The organism is Candidatus Viridilinea mediisalina (assembly GCF_002532535.1).
GTDB classification, from domain to species: domain Bacteria; phylum Chloroflexota; class Chloroflexia; order Chloroflexales; family Chloroflexaceae; genus Viridilinea; species Viridilinea mediisalina.
Genome location: NZ_NQWI01000025.1, coordinates 40,793 through 58,396 on the forward strand (window position 1 = coordinate 40,793; position 17,604 = coordinate 58,396).

At 56.8% G+C, this 17,604-nt stretch carries 14 protein-coding genes and 1 pseudogene; 3 read left to right on the plus strand and 12 right to left on the minus strand.

What is annotated here, in order from left to right; genetic code table 11:
• Positions 1–159: 159 nt before the first annotated feature.
• Both purN and CJ255_RS07785 read left to right on the plus strand, forming a co-directional pair.
• A complete protein-coding gene (gene purN, locus CJ255_RS07780; RefSeq protein WP_097643519.1) occupies positions 160–801 on the plus strand; it encodes a phosphoribosylglycinamide formyltransferase in 642 nt (213 codons plus the stop codon).
• A 226-nt stretch (positions 802–1,027) separates the two neighbouring features.
• Positions 1,028–4,738: an Eco57I restriction-modification methylase domain-containing protein gene (locus CJ255_RS07785; RefSeq protein WP_097643520.1), complete on the plus strand. Its 3,711-nt coding sequence runs from the start codon at positions 1,028–1,030 to the stop codon at positions 4,736–4,738.
• 162 nt (positions 4,739–4,900) lie between these two features.
• Here the strand turns inward: CJ255_RS07785 and CJ255_RS07790 are convergent, their stop codons facing one another.
• Positions 4,901–5,755 carry a pyruvate, water dikinase regulatory protein gene (locus CJ255_RS07790; protein ID WP_097643521.1) on the minus strand — a complete coding sequence of 285 codons (855 nt, stop codon included), beginning with the start codon at positions 5,753–5,755 and terminating at the stop codon, positions 4,901–4,903.
• A 385-nt stretch (positions 5,756–6,140) separates the two neighbouring features.
• Here CJ255_RS07790 and CJ255_RS07795 point away from each other — a divergent pair, with 385 nt between their 5' ends.
• Entirely contained in the window at positions 6,141–7,742 is a 1,602-nt protein-coding gene (locus CJ255_RS07795; protein ID WP_165774608.1) for a PAS domain S-box protein, read from the plus strand.
• Positions 7,743–7,909: 167 nt separating this feature from the next.
• Here CJ255_RS07795 and nfi read toward each other — a convergent pair whose 3' ends face one another.
• The 11 genes and pseudogenes from nfi to trpC form a co-directional block, all read right to left on the minus strand.
• The gene (nfi, locus tag CJ255_RS07800) at positions 7,910–8,590 is read right to left on the minus strand and encodes a deoxyribonuclease V (protein WP_097643523.1); all 681 of its coding nucleotides are present in this window, start codon (positions 8,588–8,590) and stop codon (positions 7,910–7,912) included.
• A 60-nt stretch (positions 8,591–8,650) separates the two neighbouring features.
• Positions 8,651–9,307 (minus strand): 5-oxoprolinase subunit PxpB, encoded by a 657-nt coding sequence (gene pxpB / locus CJ255_RS07805; protein ID WP_097643524.1) that lies wholly within the window; start codon positions 9,305–9,307, stop codon positions 8,651–8,653.
• A gap of 244 nt (positions 9,308–9,551) precedes the next feature.
• Complete coding sequence (locus CJ255_RS07810) at positions 9,552–10,460, minus strand: RibD family protein (RefSeq protein WP_097643525.1); 909 nt, start codon at positions 10,458–10,460, stop codon at positions 9,552–9,554.
• Positions 10,457–11,134, minus strand: a complete 678-nt coding sequence (locus CJ255_RS07815; protein WP_097643526.1) for a phosphatidylserine decarboxylase — start codon at positions 11,132–11,134, stop codon at positions 10,457–10,459. Before CJ255_RS07815 ends, CJ255_RS07810 begins: the two co-directional genes overlap by 4 nt.
• Before the next feature lie 358 nt (positions 11,135–11,492).
• Positions 11,493–12,389: pseudogene (locus CJ255_RS07820) on the minus strand (glycoside hydrolase 5 family protein); the annotation flags it as partial.
• A gap of 11 nt (positions 12,390–12,400) precedes the next feature.
• Positions 12,401–12,829 carry a hypothetical protein gene (locus tag CJ255_RS07825; protein WP_097643528.1) on the minus strand — a complete coding sequence of 143 codons (429 nt, stop codon included), beginning with the start codon at positions 12,827–12,829 and terminating at the stop codon, positions 12,401–12,403.
• 155 nt (positions 12,830–12,984) lie between these two features.
• On the minus strand, positions 12,985–13,290 hold the full coding sequence (locus CJ255_RS07830; protein WP_165774609.1) for a YggT family protein: 306 nt from the start codon (positions 13,288–13,290) through the stop codon (positions 12,985–12,987).
• Between the two features lie 188 nt (positions 13,291–13,478).
• Complete coding sequence (map, locus tag CJ255_RS07835) at positions 13,479–14,261, minus strand: type I methionyl aminopeptidase (protein ID WP_097643530.1); 783 nt, start codon at positions 14,259–14,261, stop codon at positions 13,479–13,481.
• A 143-nt stretch (positions 14,262–14,404) separates the two neighbouring features.
• A complete protein-coding gene (locus tag CJ255_RS07840; protein ID WP_097643531.1) occupies positions 14,405–15,175 on the minus strand; it encodes a slipin family protein in 771 nt (256 codons plus the stop codon).
• A gap of 12 nt (positions 15,176–15,187) precedes the next feature.
• Positions 15,188–16,558 (minus strand): NfeD family protein, encoded by a 1,371-nt coding sequence (locus tag CJ255_RS07845; RefSeq protein WP_245863253.1) that lies wholly within the window; start codon positions 16,556–16,558, stop codon positions 15,188–15,190.
• A gap of 115 nt (positions 16,559–16,673) precedes the next feature.
• Positions 16,674–17,477 carry an indole-3-glycerol phosphate synthase TrpC gene (gene trpC / locus CJ255_RS07850; protein WP_097643532.1) on the minus strand — a complete coding sequence of 268 codons (804 nt, stop codon included), beginning with the start codon at positions 17,475–17,477 and terminating at the stop codon, positions 16,674–16,676.
• Between the last annotated feature and the right edge of the window lie 127 nt (positions 17,478–17,604).

A 17,604-nucleotide genomic window follows, 5' to 3' on the forward strand; every position in this document is an offset into this window, starting at 1 on the left:
GCATCAGGATGCACTGAATGTCTCCAAACTGTAAAGTGGCCTGAAACCATCTCCTACGGTTGAACATTCCGCATGATCAATAACGCTAAAACCCATTGGAACGCTATGTTCGGCAATCTACAATCTACAATCTACAATCTACAATCTGAAATGGTATAAATGGCATACTCTGTCGCAGTACTCCTGAGCGGTTCAGGCTCGAACCTGCAAGCTCTCATTGATGCCGAGGCGGCAGGCAAGCTAGGCAAGGCGCGTATCTGCTTTGTGGTTAGTGATCAAGCCGAAGCCTACGGGTTGCAACGGGCGCTGGTTCATCAGATTGCCAGCGCCTACCTGCCCCTGCCGCGCACGCGCAACTCCACCGAACGCCCCGCCATCCGCGCCGCATGGGAGCAGCGCCTTGCAACGATGATCGCTGCCTTCAGCCCCGACCTGATTGTCCTGGCTGGCTTTATGCGCATCCTCTCGCCGCGCTTTCTCGATCAATTCCCCGAGCGGGTGATCAACCAACATCCGGCCCTGCTGCCCGATGATGGCGGTAGCCACTACACCACCAGCAGCGGCATACAAATTCCAGCTCTGCGCGGTGCCCACGTCGTTCCTGATGCACTGGCCCACGGTCTGCCTCTCACCGGCTGCACCATCCACCGCGTCACTCCCCGCGTAGACGACGGGCCGATCTTGGCCCGCACTGAAGTTCCCATCCTGCCCCATGACAGCATTGAGACGCTCCATGAACGGATTAAGCTCGAAGAGCGCCGCATGATTGTTGAGGTGGTGGCGCGGTTGAGCTTGCTATGATGCCATTGCAGATTGTAGATTTCAGATTGTAGATTGTAGATTGCCGAACATGGCGCACCAATGTGCTTTGGAGACATTGATGGTGCGGCATGTTCATATTGGCTTGGTGTAATGCCATTGTAGATTGTAGATTGCCGAACATGGCGCACCAATGTGCTTTGGAGACATTGATGGTGCGGAATGTTCACATTGGCTTGGTGTAATACCCTCTGTTAGATGATGTGTCATGGCAAATCAACTCAGGCTTGATGCGGGCCAGCCCCATGCCAATCAGCGCCTCTTTACCAATCGTTACCTGAATGTCACCCTGCCCCGCCGGGCAGCATGGATTGATGCGGGGGCTGAGGTTGCGCCGGTCTTTGCAGCGGTACGGCAGATTTTTGGAGCGTATAGCCCCTCGCCGAATGAGGCGCAGACGGAGCATGCTTTGGTGCGCCCTATCTTGGCGGCTTTGGGTCATACCTTTGAGCTCCAGGCGAGTCTTAAGACGCCCTATGGCACCAAGCAGCCCGACTATCTCTTCTACCACGATGCAGCAGCCCTAGAGTCTAATAAGGGGCTGATCCTAGCGCGTGAGCAGTTGGGGGCCGTCTTTGCCGTGGGTGATGCGAAGGGTTGGGATCGCCCGCTGGATCGTAGCATCAAGGGCACGCTCGATGCGATTAGTAAGGTGCCCACTGAGCAGATTGCCTTCTATATGCGCCATAGTGGCGTTCCGTGGGGAATCTTGACCAATGGCCGCCGCTGGCGGCTCTACCATAAGGATACGGTTGAACGCCAAGATCAGTATTATGAGGTAGATCTTAAAGCTTTGGTTGATGCGGGGAAGCAAGAAGATTTTATGTATTTCTATGCCTTCTTCCGCAGGGCTGCCTTTGAACCGTTGGGGCCGTTGGCTCTAGCGACGATGTTGCAAGAGAGTAGCGACTATGCGCGCGGGGTGAGTGAAAATCTGCGCTTGCAGGTCTTCGATGCACTACGCCATGTTGCGCAAGGCTTCTTGGACTATCCCGACAACCAGCTTGAGCCTGAACCGAAGACACTGCATACTGTCTACCATCATAGCCTGATCATCCTCTACCGACTGCTCTTTATCCTCTATGCTGAGGCGCGGGGGTTGTTGCCGTTGCATCAGAATCGGCTCTACCGCGAGCATTATAGCCTCTACAAACTGGTGCGCCTCACCGCCTTGCACCTTGATAATGATGGCCACCTTTTGCCTACCTCAAGCCGTACATGGGCTTGGTTGCACGATCTATTTGCCTATGTCAATGCGGGTGAACCAAAGCTTACCGTTGCGCTCTTCGATGGTGGCCTGTTTGACGTGCAACACAATCGTTTTGTCGCTACGCATGTGGTGGGTGATGCTCAGTTGCAACTAGCACTCGATAAGCTGGCCCGGATTGGCAAAGAGTATATTGACTACCGCGATCTGGCGGAACGCCACCTGGGGACGATCTACGAGGGTTTGCTTGAGTACCATCTGCGGGCGATTGAACCCACGGGTGATGGCTTCACCATCGATCTCTTCAACGCGAAGGGTGAACGTCAGCGCACCGGCAGCTACTACACCCCCGATTTTGTCGTGCAGTACATCCTTGAGCAGACGCTCCAGCCGATCCTTGAGGCGGCAGTGGCGGGTAAGCCGGGCGCTGAGGCGCAGTTGGAGGCGGTGTTGGCGCTCAATTGCCTTGACCCGGCGATGGGTTCGGGCCACTTCCTCGTTGCCGCCGTCGAGTATATTGCGGGCTATCTCGTCAAATTGGGGGTGACACCGCCTGCCGAGGCTGGTGATGAGGCTGATCTGCTCTACTGGAAGCGTCAGGTGGCCCAACGTTGCATCTATGGGGTGGACATCAATCCTTTGGCGGTGGATTTGGCCAAGCTTTCGCTCTGGTTAGCTACCGCCGCCAAAGGGCGGCCCCTCTCCTTCCTGGATCACCATCTCCGTTGTGGTAATGCGCTGGTGGGGCGGCGCGTAACCGATCCAGAGTTGTTGGTGCAGCAGACGAAGCAGGCAGCAGCACCTGAGCAGTCCTCAATGCTCACCGATGCGGGCTTTGCCGGGGCGATGCGTAGCGCCGTAGGCACAATGGGGCTGATTGTAACTTCAGCCAGCCGCACGTTTGACGATGTGAAGGATCAAGAACGGCTCTATGAGCAGATTCGCCATGATCTGGTTGAGCAGTACGCCCTGCACGCTACCCTCCGCACCGCTGCTGGCTTTGAACAAGAGTTAGGCCCGGGGGTGTATGAAAGCTTGTACCTTTATGCACAGCAACGCAACAGCGGAACGGTCAAGCGCGATGCGACCCTCGATACGCTGTTGGCACAAGCCGAAGCGTTAGCCGCAGAACACCGCTTCTTCCATTGGGATCTGGAATTTCCCGAGATCTTTTTTGATCACCACGGGCGGCCATTGGGCGAACAGGCGGGCTTTGACCTGATCTTCGGCAACCCACCCTATGTGCGCCACGAGCAGTTTGGGCCACTCAAGCCCTACCTCGCGGTAGCCTATGCCGCAACCTACAGCGGTACCGCCGATTTGTCCACCTATTTTCTCAATCAAGGTGTGCAACTGCTTGCGAACGCAAAGCAGTTAAGCTACATCACGTCTGGCACATTTCAAAAATTGGCCAGTGCGGCCTCGCTGCGCGCTTGGCTCACCAGCACAACGACGCTGCAAGAGCTTGTGCATTTTGGTGAACATCAGATCTTTCGCGATGCAACAACCTACCCCATCATCATCACGTTGTGCAAAGCACTTCCCCCTGCCAGCGCAACGGTACGGGTACGGCAAGCAGATTCGTCTACGTCCATTGCAACCAAACTAGAACAAGACTGTGCGCTGCCAACTGGTGCCAGTGCGTGGGTCTTTGTCAATGGTCGCTTGCGTAATGTGCTAGAAGGCTGGTCGGGCTCTCAGCCGTTACTCACGCACTTGGATGGGGCTATATATCGTGGTGTGACGACGGGATTCAATAGAGCTTTTGTAATCAATGAGGAGGTATACAAATCCTTAGTATATGCTGATCAAAACAGTAGTAATATCATTAAACCTTTTGTGCGAGGCGCACATCTGCATGCTTGGTATCGAGAAGACAGTGGCTTATACCTTATTTTTGCGCGTCGTGGCATAGACATCATAGATTACCCTGCTATCTCACAATACCTTAGCCAGTTCTATGAGCAGTTGATGCCTCAACCAAAAGATTGGGATTCAAGCATTCCTTGGGAAGGACGCAAGGCGGGTAATTATAAATGGTTTGAAATACAAGATTCGGTGGATTATTGCAGTGTATTTGAACGACCACGCATCCATTCTACAAAAATCACCTTACACCCTTGCTTTTCGCTCAACGAAGCGACTTGTTACGCTGCGAATACGTCATACGTCTTGCCACTCGTAAGCGTCGAGGCGGGCTGGTATCTGCTTGGGCTATTAAACAGCCGTGTATCCGAATGGTACGGGCGCACTACCTCTTCGCCTAAGGCCAACGGCTACTATGAGCTTCAGCCCGAAGCATTGGGGCGTTTCCCCATCCCCGACGCTCCCGTAGCCCAACGCGAGGCGCTTGCTACCCTGGCGCGGCAGCTTGCCCAAACGGCCCAGATGCGCTACCGGCTTCAGCAACGCACCCTATGGCGCATCAGCGCAGATCTTGGTGGGCCTGGGGTTAAGCTCAACCAACGGCTCAAGGCATGGTGGCACCTCGACTTCGCCGCGTTGCGGACAGAACTGCGCAAATGCTTCAAGCGTGACATTCCGCTCAAGGAGCGCGACGAGTGGGAAGCGTGGTTTCACGATCAGCACAGCACCCATACCACCCAGACAGCCGCGATTGTCGCGGCAGAACAAGCCTTGAATGAACAAGTCTACCAACTCTTTGATCTCAGTAGCAGTGAAGTGGCCTTGATCGAGGCGCGCAGCAGGTAGGGGGATGAGGGGCTGCTTTGCCTGCCCCAACCCCGCCAAGGGCTAATACCATTTACCCTTGAACATGCCGCATTATCAAGAACGCTAAAGCCCATTGGAACGCCATGTTCGGCAATCTGCAATCTGCAATCTACAATCGTAATATGGTATAACGTATTGCGATCACTTCACCAAACGATGCTCAAACCAACGGTTGATCAAAGCAATCACCTGATCGGCTGTCTCTTCAATCGGCTTATTGGTGACATTGATCACCGCGAAGTTGCCCTGGCGAAAGACGCGCCGGGCGTGCTGGATCTCTTCATAGAGGTATTCGGGGTCGGTGTAGGCGTGGCCTGCCGTACCAGCAAAGGCGTGGTTGCGCCAGCGCCGGTGGTGGCCCAAGACATCGCTGTCAATCGTGAGCCCAATCACACGCCGCCGATCAATCTCAAAGAGTTGCCGTGGCGGCGCAAGCTCCTTCACCAGGGGCACATTGGCCACCTTCCAACCCAACACGCCCAAATAGATACTCAAAGGTGTCTTGCCCACCCGCGACACGCCGGTCAAGACCACCTCGGCCTCGTGGAGTTCGTGGGGGTTGCGGCCATCATCGTGATCTACCGTATACTCAATCGCCTTAATGCGATCCAAGTAGACCTCGTGGGAGCGTTGGTAGAGCCCCGGTTGGCCCACGGGGACGCGCTGGTAGAGTTGCGCCAAGCAAGCCAATGGGTCACCTATAGTATCAATCGCAACAATCTGTTTTTCAGCACAGGCCCGTACCAAAGCTTCACGCATGAGCGGATCTACCATGGTATGAATAATAATCCCTTGACGCTCTAGAACTTGGGCGATAATTGCGGGCAACTGATCTTGTGTACTCACCTGGGGAATAACGATCACTGGTGGCGTTAGGTCGGGAAACTGTGAGAGCGCAATGCGTGCGACGTGCTTGCCAAGTGCACCTGCACCACCAGACACAATGAAAATGGGGTTTAATTCAGCCTGCTCGGCGGATGTTGTCTGCTCTGCCATCGTGGGACTCCTGTAATCCTGAAGAGCTTTTTCGTGCTAACAACGCTTTTTGTTCCGTGTTGGCGGCGAAGCCGCCAACACGGAACAACAAACGGGGTTTGGTGCGTAGCCCCAACGCGAGTTTCAGGGCGGCAGCCCTAAACGTCATGTGAATGGGGCGTAGCCCCACCTCTCATAAGGGCATAGTGTAGCACAAGACATCCCACGGCTGCATCTGGTATACTTCTTGTGAAGCACAAGATGGTTCGTAGACACTTTACCGTTTGCGAGGACGCGAGGACGCGAGGATGCGAAGTCCTCGCCGCTTCGCCTCACGCATCCTCGCAAGATGCTAAAGCAACCTTCGGCTTTTCTGAAACCTTCCCTAAGCCTTAAGGAGATACTTTTGAATACTCCTGCACTCCAACAGCGTATCGCCGAGCTCGAAGCTGAATTAGCGACAGCACAACAGCAAATTAGCCAACTCCAGCGCGACCAAACCCTGTTTCAGGGCGTTGTTGAACATATGCCAGCGGTGCTGGTGGTTAAAGATCTTGAGGGGCGCTTTATGATGCTCAATCGTACCGCAAGTATGGCGAGCAACTTGACGCCTGAGCAAGCTGTGGGCATGAATGATCATGATCTTATGCCCCCTGAGATTGCGAACGCGATCCAAGCGCGTGACCGCGAGGTGGCAAGTAGTGGTGATCCGGAATTCTATGAAGATACCGTAATGATCGATGGAAAGCTCGACTTCTTTAGTACGGTACGCTTTCCTATTCGTGATAGTCAAGGCCAGGTTTATGCAACGGGCACGGTTGCAGTGAACGTGACCGAGCGTAAACGTCTTGAGCAGGATAATGTACTCTTCCGCAGCATTGTCAAGCATAGCCCGATTGCCATCGGCAACGCGCCGATGGATCCACCTGAACTCAACTATGTGAATCTAGCCTACTGTCAGTTGCTTGGCTATCGTGAAGAGGAATTGCTTGGCTTACCAATCACAGAGGTTTTTGGCGAAGATCCAGCATTTATCAATGCTACGTTTCAAGAGTGTGTCACCAAGGGAACATGGACTGGAGAGATGCGCTACCGCCATAAGGATGGCAGGCTGATCCCAACGTTGCTGGTTGCTAGTGTAATCTCCGATGATCAGGGTCAGCCCATTGGCGTCACGGGTTTTGTGCAAGACCTGACCGAACTGAAGCAGCAGGCCGGGCAGTTGCGCCTCTTCCAATTGCTGGTTGAAAATGCCCCCGATGGCATTGTCATTGCCGATGGCCAGGGCCAGATTACCTATGCCAACCGTGCGTACCATGAGATGTTCGGTGCTCGTGAGTCGCTAGTTGGTCACTCAGCTCTAGAGTTGCTTACCCCTGAAGAGCGTGAACGCATGACCAACATTTGGGCAACCCATATGCTGAACAAAGATACCTTCGTGGAGCAGATCAACTACCGACGGGTTGACGGTAGCACCTTCCCGGCGCAATGCTCTGGGCTGGTGATCCGCGACGAACATGAGCAGATCGTTGGTTATGCAACCATCAACCGCGACCTCAGCGAGCAACTGCGTGCCGCCGAGGAGCGCCAGGAGTTGCAAGAGCAGATCATCATGGCCCAACAAGCGGCCCTGCGTGAACTCTCTACTCCGTTGATGCCCATAGCCGAGGGGGTGGTGGTGATGCCCATCATCGGCAGCATTGACACCTCGCGCGCCCAACAGGTCATGGAGACTCTGCTAGAGGGCATTGCCGAGCATGATGCGGCCTTAGCCATCCTCGACATCACCGGGGTCAAGGTGGTAGACACCCAAGTCGCCGGGGCACTCATCCGGGCCGCGCAGGCCGCCCGCTTGCTGGGGGCCGATGTGGTGTTGAGCGGCATCAGCCCCGAAATTGCCCAGACGCTCGTTCACATCGGTGTCGAACTGCGCGAGATTGTGGCCAAAGGCAGCCTAGAGAACGCCATTGCCTACGCCCTTGAGCGCCATCGGCTTGATCATGGTTGAACGGATGTGGCTTAGGATCTGTCTGAAAATCTGGGGGGCACACGCTGGAGTGCCGGCTTTAGCCGGCTGAAGCCGGCACTCCAACGCCAAACCATAGACTTTTCAGACAGCCTCTTATGGCACTTATCCCTTTTTAGCATTCCTTTGCGCTCTTTTGCGGCCTCGCGCTATTGCGAATTCTGCTTGTCACTTGGCACTGATACGGTTTTACCCGACGCCACTTGATGGGCAAGGCGCGTTGGCTCCGGCAGGCGGTAGCGCGTAGTGCAAGCCATCACGAGGTTAGCCGCTCGTGCGAGGCTGACGCGGTGCCCCGGCGAGACATAGACGGGCTTGACGCCTGAGCGGGTACGTAATACCCAGCCAAGCTGTTCACCTTCGTGCATGAGCGCCGTGCATGCGCCCCGTTCGTTGCCAAGCGGCTCATGTTGGCCAATGAGCCGCGTTTTGGCGCACCCAATCGTCGGTAGATCGCAATAGACCCCGAGATGGCAGGCAAGGCCAAAGCGACGCGGGTGGGCCAGCCCTTGACCGTCGCAGATCACCAGATCGGGGCGCTGTCCGAGTTGCTCCAAGGCCGCAATGATTGCCGGTGCCTCGCGGAACGAGAGCAGGCTAGGCACGTAGGGGAAGCGCACGGGAACATACGCGACGGCTTGGGCCACGGGCTGCAAATCGGGCAGACGCAGCAGCACCGCCGCTGCCCGCACCGTCGCCCCGTTATCCACAAAGCCGCCATCAACCCCGGCCACTGTGCGTGGCAACTCTGGCTCATCGCACAGATGTACTTGAGTACGTAATGCTTGCTGGAGCGCAAGGGCGGCATCAACCCTGGTTGGCCAGTCCATAAGCTTTGCTTTCTTATTTTTTCTTCCGTTTGGGTGGCGAAGCCACCCAAACGGAAGATGTTAGCAAGCAACAAAACGCACCCCGTCACCCGGCGCAAGCAGGGCTGGCGGATCGCCATGCGGATCGAAGAGGGTCACAGGGGTACGCCCGATCAGGTGCCAGCCGCCCGGTAGACAAGTCGGGTAGATGCCGGTCATACCAGCAGCAATAGCAACAGAACCGGCTGGAACGGCGTTTCGCGGTGTGGCGCGGCGGGGCAGGTGCAGTGCCGCAGGCAATGGCCCCAAGTAGGGAAAGCCCGGGGCAAAACCGAGCATCATCACCCGGTAGGTAACGCTGGTGTGCAGGTCAATAACCTCATGGGGCGTTAGTGCCAGCGCTTCTGCAACCGCAACGAGATCAGGGCCAGCCGCCCCACCATAGTTTACCGGCAACTCGTGGATGTGCAGCGGTTCTGCGGGCGCGGGAGGTACGCTGGCAAGCAGGGGCTCAAGCCAAGCCTGCAACGCTGCGCTGGTGAGGACTAAAGGCTCAAAGGTGAGCAACAGCGAATTGATCGCGGGCACGGCAGCAATGAGTCCTACTGGCGCTGTGGCACGCACATGTTCCGCCAGCGCCAACACAGCCCGATTGGCCAACTGGCCCACCGGATGAACCTCAAGCAGCAGCGCTGACGCGCCAAAGGGTTGCCAATGCCAGGTAAGTGGGTCTTGCATTGCTCCAGTCTTCAAGCTTTGTTCTCTGCTCCATGCTTCCAATTATAGAGGTTTTACAGAGATACAGAGATATTCACCACAGAGACACAGAGAACACAGAGAGATGCATGGCAGGGCAAGCACCATTGTTGGTACTTCCTTTGTTTCAGACTCTGTGCCCTCGGTGCCTCTGTGGTGCAATCCTCGGTACCTCTCCTTGTAGGCGTTTTGGATCACCTGTTCAAAAAACTCTCTACCTGAAAGCCTATTCTCTGCCCCCTGTTCTCTGTTCTCTGTTCTCTGTTCTTTGTTCTCCCCTCCTCACACGCGCCCGTTGAAACAGGTAGTCGCCATGCCGCCGCAGGCTCACCAGGCGCAATTGGGGCGGGTTGGTGGGCGCAAAGGCGACCCCTTCAACCAAGCCGGGGCGGGGCGGGGCGGGCGGGGCCGGGTTGCCTACAATCACCGGACTGAGAGTGGTGAAGACCTCGTCAATCATGTTGGCGGCAATGAGTGCGCCGTAGACATGGGCCCCTCCTTCACTGAGTAGGCTGCGTATGCCATACTCGTGGCGCAGGGTGGAGAGGAGTGCGGCAAGGTTCACGCTGCTACCGGGCGAGATGTGGTAGTGGGCGTGGGGCAGGTTGGCAAGGCTGCTGCGGGCCTGCGCGGCGCCTGTTTGGGTTGTGGCAATCAGCAGGGGTTGGTGGGGAACGTGGAGTGCCGCAGCGTTGGCCGGCAGTTGGCCAGTTGCAGTCAGCACCACCAGCAGCGGCAGCGCAGTGCGCCCCTCAGCAGCACGGAGCGCCGCCAATGGTGCTTGGGCGGCAGGAAAGGGCTCCCACGGCGTCCAACGGTGACGCAACGCCACCCGCAGCGTCCCAGCGCCCGTCATGATCGCATCGGCGCGGGCGCGCAAGAGGCTCATCAGCCATGTATCGTGGGGGGCGTGGCGGCTAATCGCCCCGCCGCCAGACTGCCCCGGTTCGGCAAACGAGATACGCCCATCGTGAGCAACCACAAAGTTGGTGAAGGTATAGGGGCGCTCGGCGGGGGGCGTTGGCATGTACCAATCGCCCCCGTAGATAGCACGCAACTCAGGTGGCAAGCCTAGCCCACCCGTGGTGGCAGCATCATCGAAGAGGACGGTATAGCGCGTCGCAGGGCCAATCATGGCAGGGGCGCAACTTCGCCGAGAGGCGTAATGCCAGCCACCAAGCGCACACCGGGGCCAACCGCAAAATGGGCCGAGTCGCGTTGCACATAGAGATCGGCGCGCGCCCCAAAGCGCACGGTGCCAAGGCGGGCACCCGAATCGAGCCGATCACCGGCGCTAACGCGGCAGATCAAGCGGCGTGCGAGCGGGCCAGCCACCATCGTTACCAGCAGCGGCCCCCAATCGGTATGCAGCCCAATATAGATACGCTCATTGCGATCACCAGCATCGGGATCGCCAGCGGGTCGAAACTCGCCCGTAATATGCTCCACGAGGCGCACCACACCAGCGGCAGGACTACGGCACACCGGCACACTCAGGGGCGTCATATTGATACTGAGGCGCAGACAATCCGAATGGATAAAGCGATGCTCGTAGACCTCCTCGACGCGCAGCACTACCCCATCAGCAAGCGCAAAGAGCGTCCCTGGATCATGGGGGGTTTGGCGCTTGGGATCGCGGTAGAACGCCGCCGCAAGGGCCGTGAGCGCCAAGGGAAGGGGCGCAAAACGCGGGCGTAACCCCAGAGCCAACCCGGTCAAACCGATGCCCAAGCCAAGCAAAGGCATGGCTTCAGGATCAATCCCAGGGATTGGCGTCGTCCGCTCTTTAGGAAGGGTCTGCTCTGGCATAAGTTCGAAGGATTAGGAAGTAGAAAATAGGAAATAGGAAATAGGAAATAGGAAATAGGAAATAGGAAATAGGAAATAGGGCAAAAATCGCGCTCATGTTGCGCTTCTCGTGTGTAACATTGATTCTATCACGCTCAACCAATCCGTGCAACCCTCACTAATCCAGAAAAACCCGTTTCGCAAGCAGCGCATGCGGATCTTGGAAGGGCCAGAGCATCACGCCAGCCGCTTCAGTCATGCGGGCGGTGGCAATGCCTTGGGCCAGATCGCGCCGCAGGGCGGCCTCGTCACGCAGGGCCCCTGGCCCACTCGGAAAGCCCAATTCAGTCACCAACACCGGCTTGCGGACAGGCAATGCCGTGAGTTCGCCAATGGCCCGTTGCAGATCATACGGGAAGCCTGCACCATAGTACCAATGTTCGGCGTAACGCCCTGAATCGAAGGGGTCATCGTCATAATAGTGGAACGAATAGATGTCCACCAGCGCAGCAATATCGCCCGCTGCCCCTAAGGGACGGAAATGGCTCTTGGCAAAGGCCATGCCAATGGTGAGGGGGCGGCCCGGATCGAGCGCCCGCGCCTCAGTACTGAGGCGGCTCAGGAACGCAAAACGCTGCTCGGCCAACACGCGACAGAGGATAAAATCGCCGTTATCCCAATCCCAGCAACGCTGATCAATTGGGCTACCGATGTCCGGCTCGTTAAAGAGGTCCCAAGCAATGATGCCTGGACGCCCCGCGAGGTGGTGCAAGACTGGGCGGATATGGAGCTGTGCGGCATACTCGTAGCCCTCGGCGGTCATGTATTGCTGGGGGAACTTGGCCAGCAGCACAGGCATGACATAGATACCGTGACGATTGGCACTGGCAATGAGTGCATCAAGGTTGGCCAAGGGGCGTGCCATACTATAGTTGGGATCATACGCCCGTGCGCCGCCGAAGACATAGTAGTTGAGGAAAATACGGATGCTATTGACACCCAAAGCCTGAAAGCGGGCCATGTCATCATCAATCGCCCGCTGATCCCAAGGGCAGTGGGCATCGGCCCCAAAGTGCAACTCCGGGCAACCCGCCGGTGAACCCGTAAAGTGAATATAGTTCATCCCGCGCACCTCAAAGGGCTGCCCCAGCAGCCAGAGTTGACCGGAAGCGGGGGTGACAGGGTGCAACGGCGGTGCAACTTGGGACGCACTAGCACGCGGTAGGCTCGTGAGCAGCAAGAGAACCAAGAGAACCAAAATGAGTGGGCGACGCATAATACTCCTTATCAGCGCGGCGGGGGCAAACGGCGGCGTTGAGCCTCAGCATTGGCATCAACAATCTGCGTTACATAACTATCATCAAGCTTAAAGACGCGCGCTGCAATCCACCCAAGGGTTAAAACCGGAATCGGCTGGGTGAAGGGGATGAGCGCTTGGATGACGGCTTTATTGCGTAAACTCCGTAGCCCCAAACGATCAAGCAGAATCCAACTGATCGGAGCGGCAAAGAAATCGAGGCCAAAATCAAGGAGATCAAGCAAGATCACCAAGATCAAGGGCACATAGTGCATCGTTGCGAAGAAGCCCGCATCGGTGGGCACACGCAGATTGCTGATGCTGCGCCAGAGCAACGCCAAACCCAGCACCGCCACCGTGAGCGCCAAGCCCATCACGATGAGCAGCCAAAAGAGGATTGCGTTTAGTTGCTCTAGCATGGTGTGTTCCTTTTGTGCTGAGGCGAGGAGGCGAGGAGGCGAGGACGCGAGAACGCGAGAACGCGAGAGGCGAGAACGCGAGAGGCGAGGACGCAAGGAGGCGAAGCCCTCGCATCCTCGCCTCTCGCATCCCCGCAAGGAGGCATCACGCTCAATTAGACGTCCTCATGCCTCGGTTGGTTGCAGTATTGGTGCCATAGCCAAAACATTCCCACGAGCAGGGGCAGAATCAGCGCGAGGGCGAGAGTCGAAAACTCAACCACCCCACCATAAGGCGGCTGGTCATAATCGAGCGCATGCAGCGGCGCAACCAGGGGGTTGGTGAGGCCATAGAGCAGCATAATGCTCGGATTATCGGGGCGGGCAGCCAACATCCGCGCCACAAAGCGGGCGAGCAGCAGTACTTCGCATGCGCCTGCGAGCCAGAGGATGATGAGGGAGAGTGATGGTTTAGAGGACATAACGCTAAGAGTAAGGGTACAGAAACGAGAAGATAGAAAATAGGTTTGCGACATCAGGATGCACTGCATGCCTCCAAACTGTAAAGTACCCTGAAACCATCCCTAAAGCCCATTGGGACGCCATGTTTGGCAATCTACAATCTACAATCTGCAATCTACAATCTACAATCTGCAATGGTACAACACGATCATCCGGTCAACAGGATCGGCCCATCTTGACTAATCGCCAGCGTATGCTCAAACTGAGCGGAGCGTTTCCCATCGGCGGTACGTACCGTCCAGCCATCGCGCTCAAGGCGTGTATCAGCTTTGCCCGCGTTAATCATGGGTTCAATCGTAAAGACCATGCCAGCAATCAGTTTGCGCCCGGTGCCGGGCTCGCCATAATGCAGGATGGTTGGCTCTTCGTGCAGGTTGCGACCCAAACCGTGGCCGGTATATTCACGCACCACACTAAAACCGTTCGTTTCGGCGTGGTGCTGAATAGCCGCCCCAATATCACCAAGCGTCTTACCTGCATGGGCTTGGGCAATGCCAAGCTCAAGGCAATTGCGGGCTGTCGTAAGCAGATGCTGTGTCTGGTCGTCCACCTCACCCACCGCGAAGGTTTCACAGGCATCACCAATCCAGCCATTGAGCCGCAGGCCAATATCAATCCCAATGATGTCGCCTTGGCGCAGCCGATCTTTTTTACTAGGGATGCCGTGACAGATCACGTCATTGATCGAAACGCAGATGCTGCCAGGGAAGGGCGGAATTTTCGACCAACCCCGGCGGCTTGGCGGCACATAGCCCTTATAGACCGGCTCGGCCCCACGGGAACGAATGAATTCTTCAGCAATCGCATCAAGTTCAGCCGTGGTAACTCCGGGGCGCACATGGTCGCGCAGCAGTTCAAAAGTTTCACGTACAAGCTGACCCGAGGCGCGGAGAAGTTCAATCTGGCGGGGACTTTTGAGGGTGATGGGCATAAGACAAACCTAATACCATTTCAGATTGTAGATTGTTGATTGCAGATTGCCGAACATGGTATCTCAATGTGCTTTCGCGTGCTTGATGATCCGGCAAGTGAACGGTAATTGGCATCATAGGGCTATGTCAACCTTCATACCGTTCACTGCCGATCATTGCGTGTGTCAAAGAAGGTCTTCAAGGTATCAATCGGCAAGGGGAAGATGATCGTACTATTCTTCTCCACCGAGATTTCGGTGAGGGTCTGGAGATAGCGCAGTTGGAGCGTGGCGGGTTCACTGGCGATGACGGCAGCGGCATCAGCCAGGGCGCGGCTGGCTTGCAGTTCGCCTTCGGCGTGGATCAGTTTGGCCCGCTTCTCGCGCTCGGCTTCGGCTTGCTTGGCCATCGCTCGCTGCATATTCTGCGGTAGCTCCACATCCTTGACTTCAACAATCGTCACCTTGATGCCCCACGGCTCGGTCTGTTCATCAATGATCTGTTGCAACTTCTGGTTGATCTTCTCCCGTTGCGCCAAGAGATCGTCGAGTTCACCCTGGCCAACCACTGAGCGCAGCGTTGTCTGAGCAATCTGCATCGTGGCACGAATATAATCAACCACTTTGGTGACCGCCCAGTTGGGATTCATCACTTGGAAGTAGAGTACCGCATTGACCTTGATGGTGACGTTATCGAGGGTAATAACCTCCTGTGCCGGCACATCCATCGTGATCACGCGGGTATCTACCCGCACCATGCGTTCAAAAACGGGAATCACGAGGAAGATGCCTGGCCCGCGTGCGCCCACCAGACGGCCTAGGCGGAAGATGACCCCCCGCTCATACTCAGGGACAATCTTGATGGCCGAGAGAATAACCATCAGGCCCAGAAAGAGAAAGAGCATCAGACATGCGACGATGAAGGCACCGTTCATACAAAAATCCTTTCAGGCTTGCGCTTCGGCAGGGGCCGCGAGGCGGCGCACTGTGAGACGCAGTTCGTATACACCCGTAATACGCACAAATTCTCCCACTTCCACGTCACCATCTTCGCTCACGGCGCGCCAGAGCGCACCTTCAACAAAGACCATGCCTTCCGGTTCAAGGCGCTTACGCACCTCGGCCATGCGTCCAACCAAGCCTTCCTGACCTGTAGCAATTGGACTGTTCCGGCTACGAAAGGCTAGATAGATCCCAACTAGCGCAAAGGCTGCGATCATTGCCGTCACGACCATTACCGCCCAGAGGGCCACCGCCACCCCAGGAGCTTGGGTGCCATCAAACATTGTCATGGCGCTCACCACTAGCACAACCAGACCAATCAAGGTGACGAGACCATTCGAGGGCAGGAAGAGATCGGCGGCCACAAGGCCAAAGGCTAGAATGATGCCCAGCACGGCCAACCAGCGTACAGGCAGGGCGATCAGGCCAATCAGGGCAAGAATGAACAGCACTACACCTAGTCCGGCAAGGGCACCTAAGGTGGGGCTGAGCAATTCGGCATAGACGGCGATTCCGGCCATTACCAAGAGCATAAACGCGATGGTGGGGTTGGCAAGCGTAAGCAGAATCAGTTCCCAAAGCGTCAGAGGAATCCGTTCCACATCACGGCCCAAGGTACGCAGGGTATACTCATTGCCATCCTCAAGGGTAACGAGCCGGCCTTCCAGCAGGGTCAGCAGTTCATCAAGGTCACGGGCCACCAACTCAACGGCGGGTGGATTGAGCGCACTGGCCTGCTCATTATTGAGTACTGCCCCTTCACGGATTGCGTCGGCAATCCACGCTTCACTGCGCCCACGCGCCTGGGCCCGCTCCTTCATGAGCGTTGCTACCTCACCGCGCAGCAACTCCAGCGTATCATCGCTCAGATCGCTGCCAAACTGCACCAAGGGCGTTGTAACCCCAAAGCTCGTATTGGGGGCCATCGCGGCAATATGGGCTGCATTGAGCAGCCACGCCCCCCCTGCGCCGCTGCGCGTCCCCGCTGGGGCCACATAGACCACCACGGGCACTTCGGCAGCAACGAACATATCGGCGAGGCGGCGGGCATCTTGCAAGACCGACCCTTCAACCGTGAGGCGCACAATCAATGCTTCGGCCCCGCTTGTTTCCGCATTGTGCAGCGCACGCTCTACCACACCGACACTATAGCGGGTCAGCACCCCCTCTACATCAAGCAGGTAGACCGAGCCACGCCCTTGGGCTGCGGCTGGTGTCAGCGCAAGCCAAGCCAACATGAATAGCATGAGCAACGGTACTAGCAGACGGGAATAGAACATATGGTAGAAGATAGAAACTAGGATATGGTGCCGCATCAGTCAGCCTATTTCCTCGTTTCTGTTTCCTTTCCTATAGGTATAATACCGCGTATACACACGCAGGGCAACTGCACTCACCTCGTGTATTGCCCCTGTGCCCCCGCATGCCGTCCTATGCCGCCACCAATGCCGCAGTCTGCGCGGCAACATCAGGTGCAGTGACGAGTGCTTCGCCAACTAGGATCGCATCCGCGCCATAGGCGCGCACTTGGGCCACATGCTCCGGCGTGAAGATGCCGCTCTCACTAACCAAGAGGGGGCGCTCTGGGCCGCTTGGGAGCAGTTGGGCCAATTGGCCTGTGGTAGCGAGGCTCGTGGTGAAGCTGTGGAGATCACGGTTGTTGACCCCAATCAGCTTTGCCCCCAGCGCCAGTGCCCGCTCCATCTCCGCGCTGGTATGCACCTCAACCAGTGCAGCCATGCCGAGCTCATGGGTCAACGCGAGCAATTCGTGCAGTTGGCTATCCTCCAGAGCCGCCACAATCAATAGGAGCGCATCGGCCCCATACGCACGGGCCTCATAGATCTGGTAGGGGTCAAGGATAAAATCTTTCCGCAACAGCGGCGGAATCTTGGCCAGTTGGCGGATACCCTCAAGATACTTGAGGCTCCCCTGAAAAAAGCGCCCATCGGTCAGCACGGAGAGCGCCGCAGCCCCGGCGTCGCGGTAGCTACGCGCCAGTTCCAGATGATCAAATGGCTCGCGCAGCACTCCACGGCTCGGCGAAGCCTTTTTGACCTCGGCAATCAGCGCGGTTGCGGGTGCGCTACAGCGCAACGCCAGCGCAAAATCACGCACGGCAGCAGCACGCTTGCAGCGCTCCTCAAGGGCGGCAAGTGCCACCTTGCTGCGCTGACGTGCAACCTCTTCAGCTTTATGGGTAAGAATCTTGGCAAGGATCGTTGGTTCACTCACTTATATAGTCTTTCAGATACTGTTTCTGGAACCTCTAGGATCGTGGGAGGGGTTTTCGGGGAGGGCTTCGCCCTCCCCGAACCCCTCCCTTCTCACGAACCTCTAGGATCGTGGGAGGGGTTTTCGG

Excerpts from the sequence above, each read along its gene's own strand:
- CJ255_RS07810 (WP_097643525.1), bottom strand. The coding sequence starts at position 10,460 with ATGATTGGCCCTGCGACGCGCTATACCGTCCTCTTCGATGATGCTGCC.
- map (WP_097643530.1), bottom strand. The coding sequence starts at position 14,261 with ATGCCCATCACCCTCAAAAGTCCCCGCCAGATTGAACTTCTCCGCGCC.
- pxpB (WP_097643524.1), bottom strand. The coding sequence starts at position 9,307 with ATGCAAGACCCACTTACCTGGCATTGGCAACCCTTTGGCGCGTCAGCG.
- CJ255_RS07815 (WP_097643526.1), bottom strand. The coding sequence starts at position 11,134 with ATGCCAGAGCAGACCCTTCCTAAAGAGCGGACGACGCCAATCCCTGGG.
- CJ255_RS07845 (WP_245863253.1), bottom strand. The coding sequence starts at position 16,558 with ATGCGGCACCATATCCTAGTTTCTATCTTCTACCATATGTTCTATTCC.
- nfi (WP_097643523.1), bottom strand. The coding sequence starts at position 8,590 with ATGGACTGGCCAACCAGGGTTGATGCCGCCCTTGCGCTCCAGCAAGCA.
- CJ255_RS07825 (WP_097643528.1), bottom strand. The coding sequence starts at position 12,829 with ATGCTAGAGCAACTAAACGCAATCCTCTTTTGGCTGCTCATCGTGATG.
- CJ255_RS07790 (WP_097643521.1), bottom strand. The coding sequence starts at position 5,755 with ATGGCAGAGCAGACAACATCCGCCGAGCAGGCTGAATTAAACCCCATT.
- CJ255_RS07840 (WP_097643531.1), bottom strand. The coding sequence starts at position 15,175 with ATGAACGGTGCCTTCATCGTCGCATGTCTGATGCTCTTTCTCTTTCTG.
- CJ255_RS07785 (WP_097643520.1), top strand. The coding sequence starts at position 1,028 with ATGGCAAATCAACTCAGGCTTGATGCGGGCCAGCCCCATGCCAATCAG.
- purN (WP_097643519.1), top strand. The coding sequence starts at position 160 with ATGGCATACTCTGTCGCAGTACTCCTGAGCGGTTCAGGCTCGAACCTG.
- CJ255_RS07830 (WP_165774609.1), bottom strand. The coding sequence starts at position 13,290 with ATGTCCTCTAAACCATCACTCTCCCTCATCATCCTCTGGCTCGCAGGC.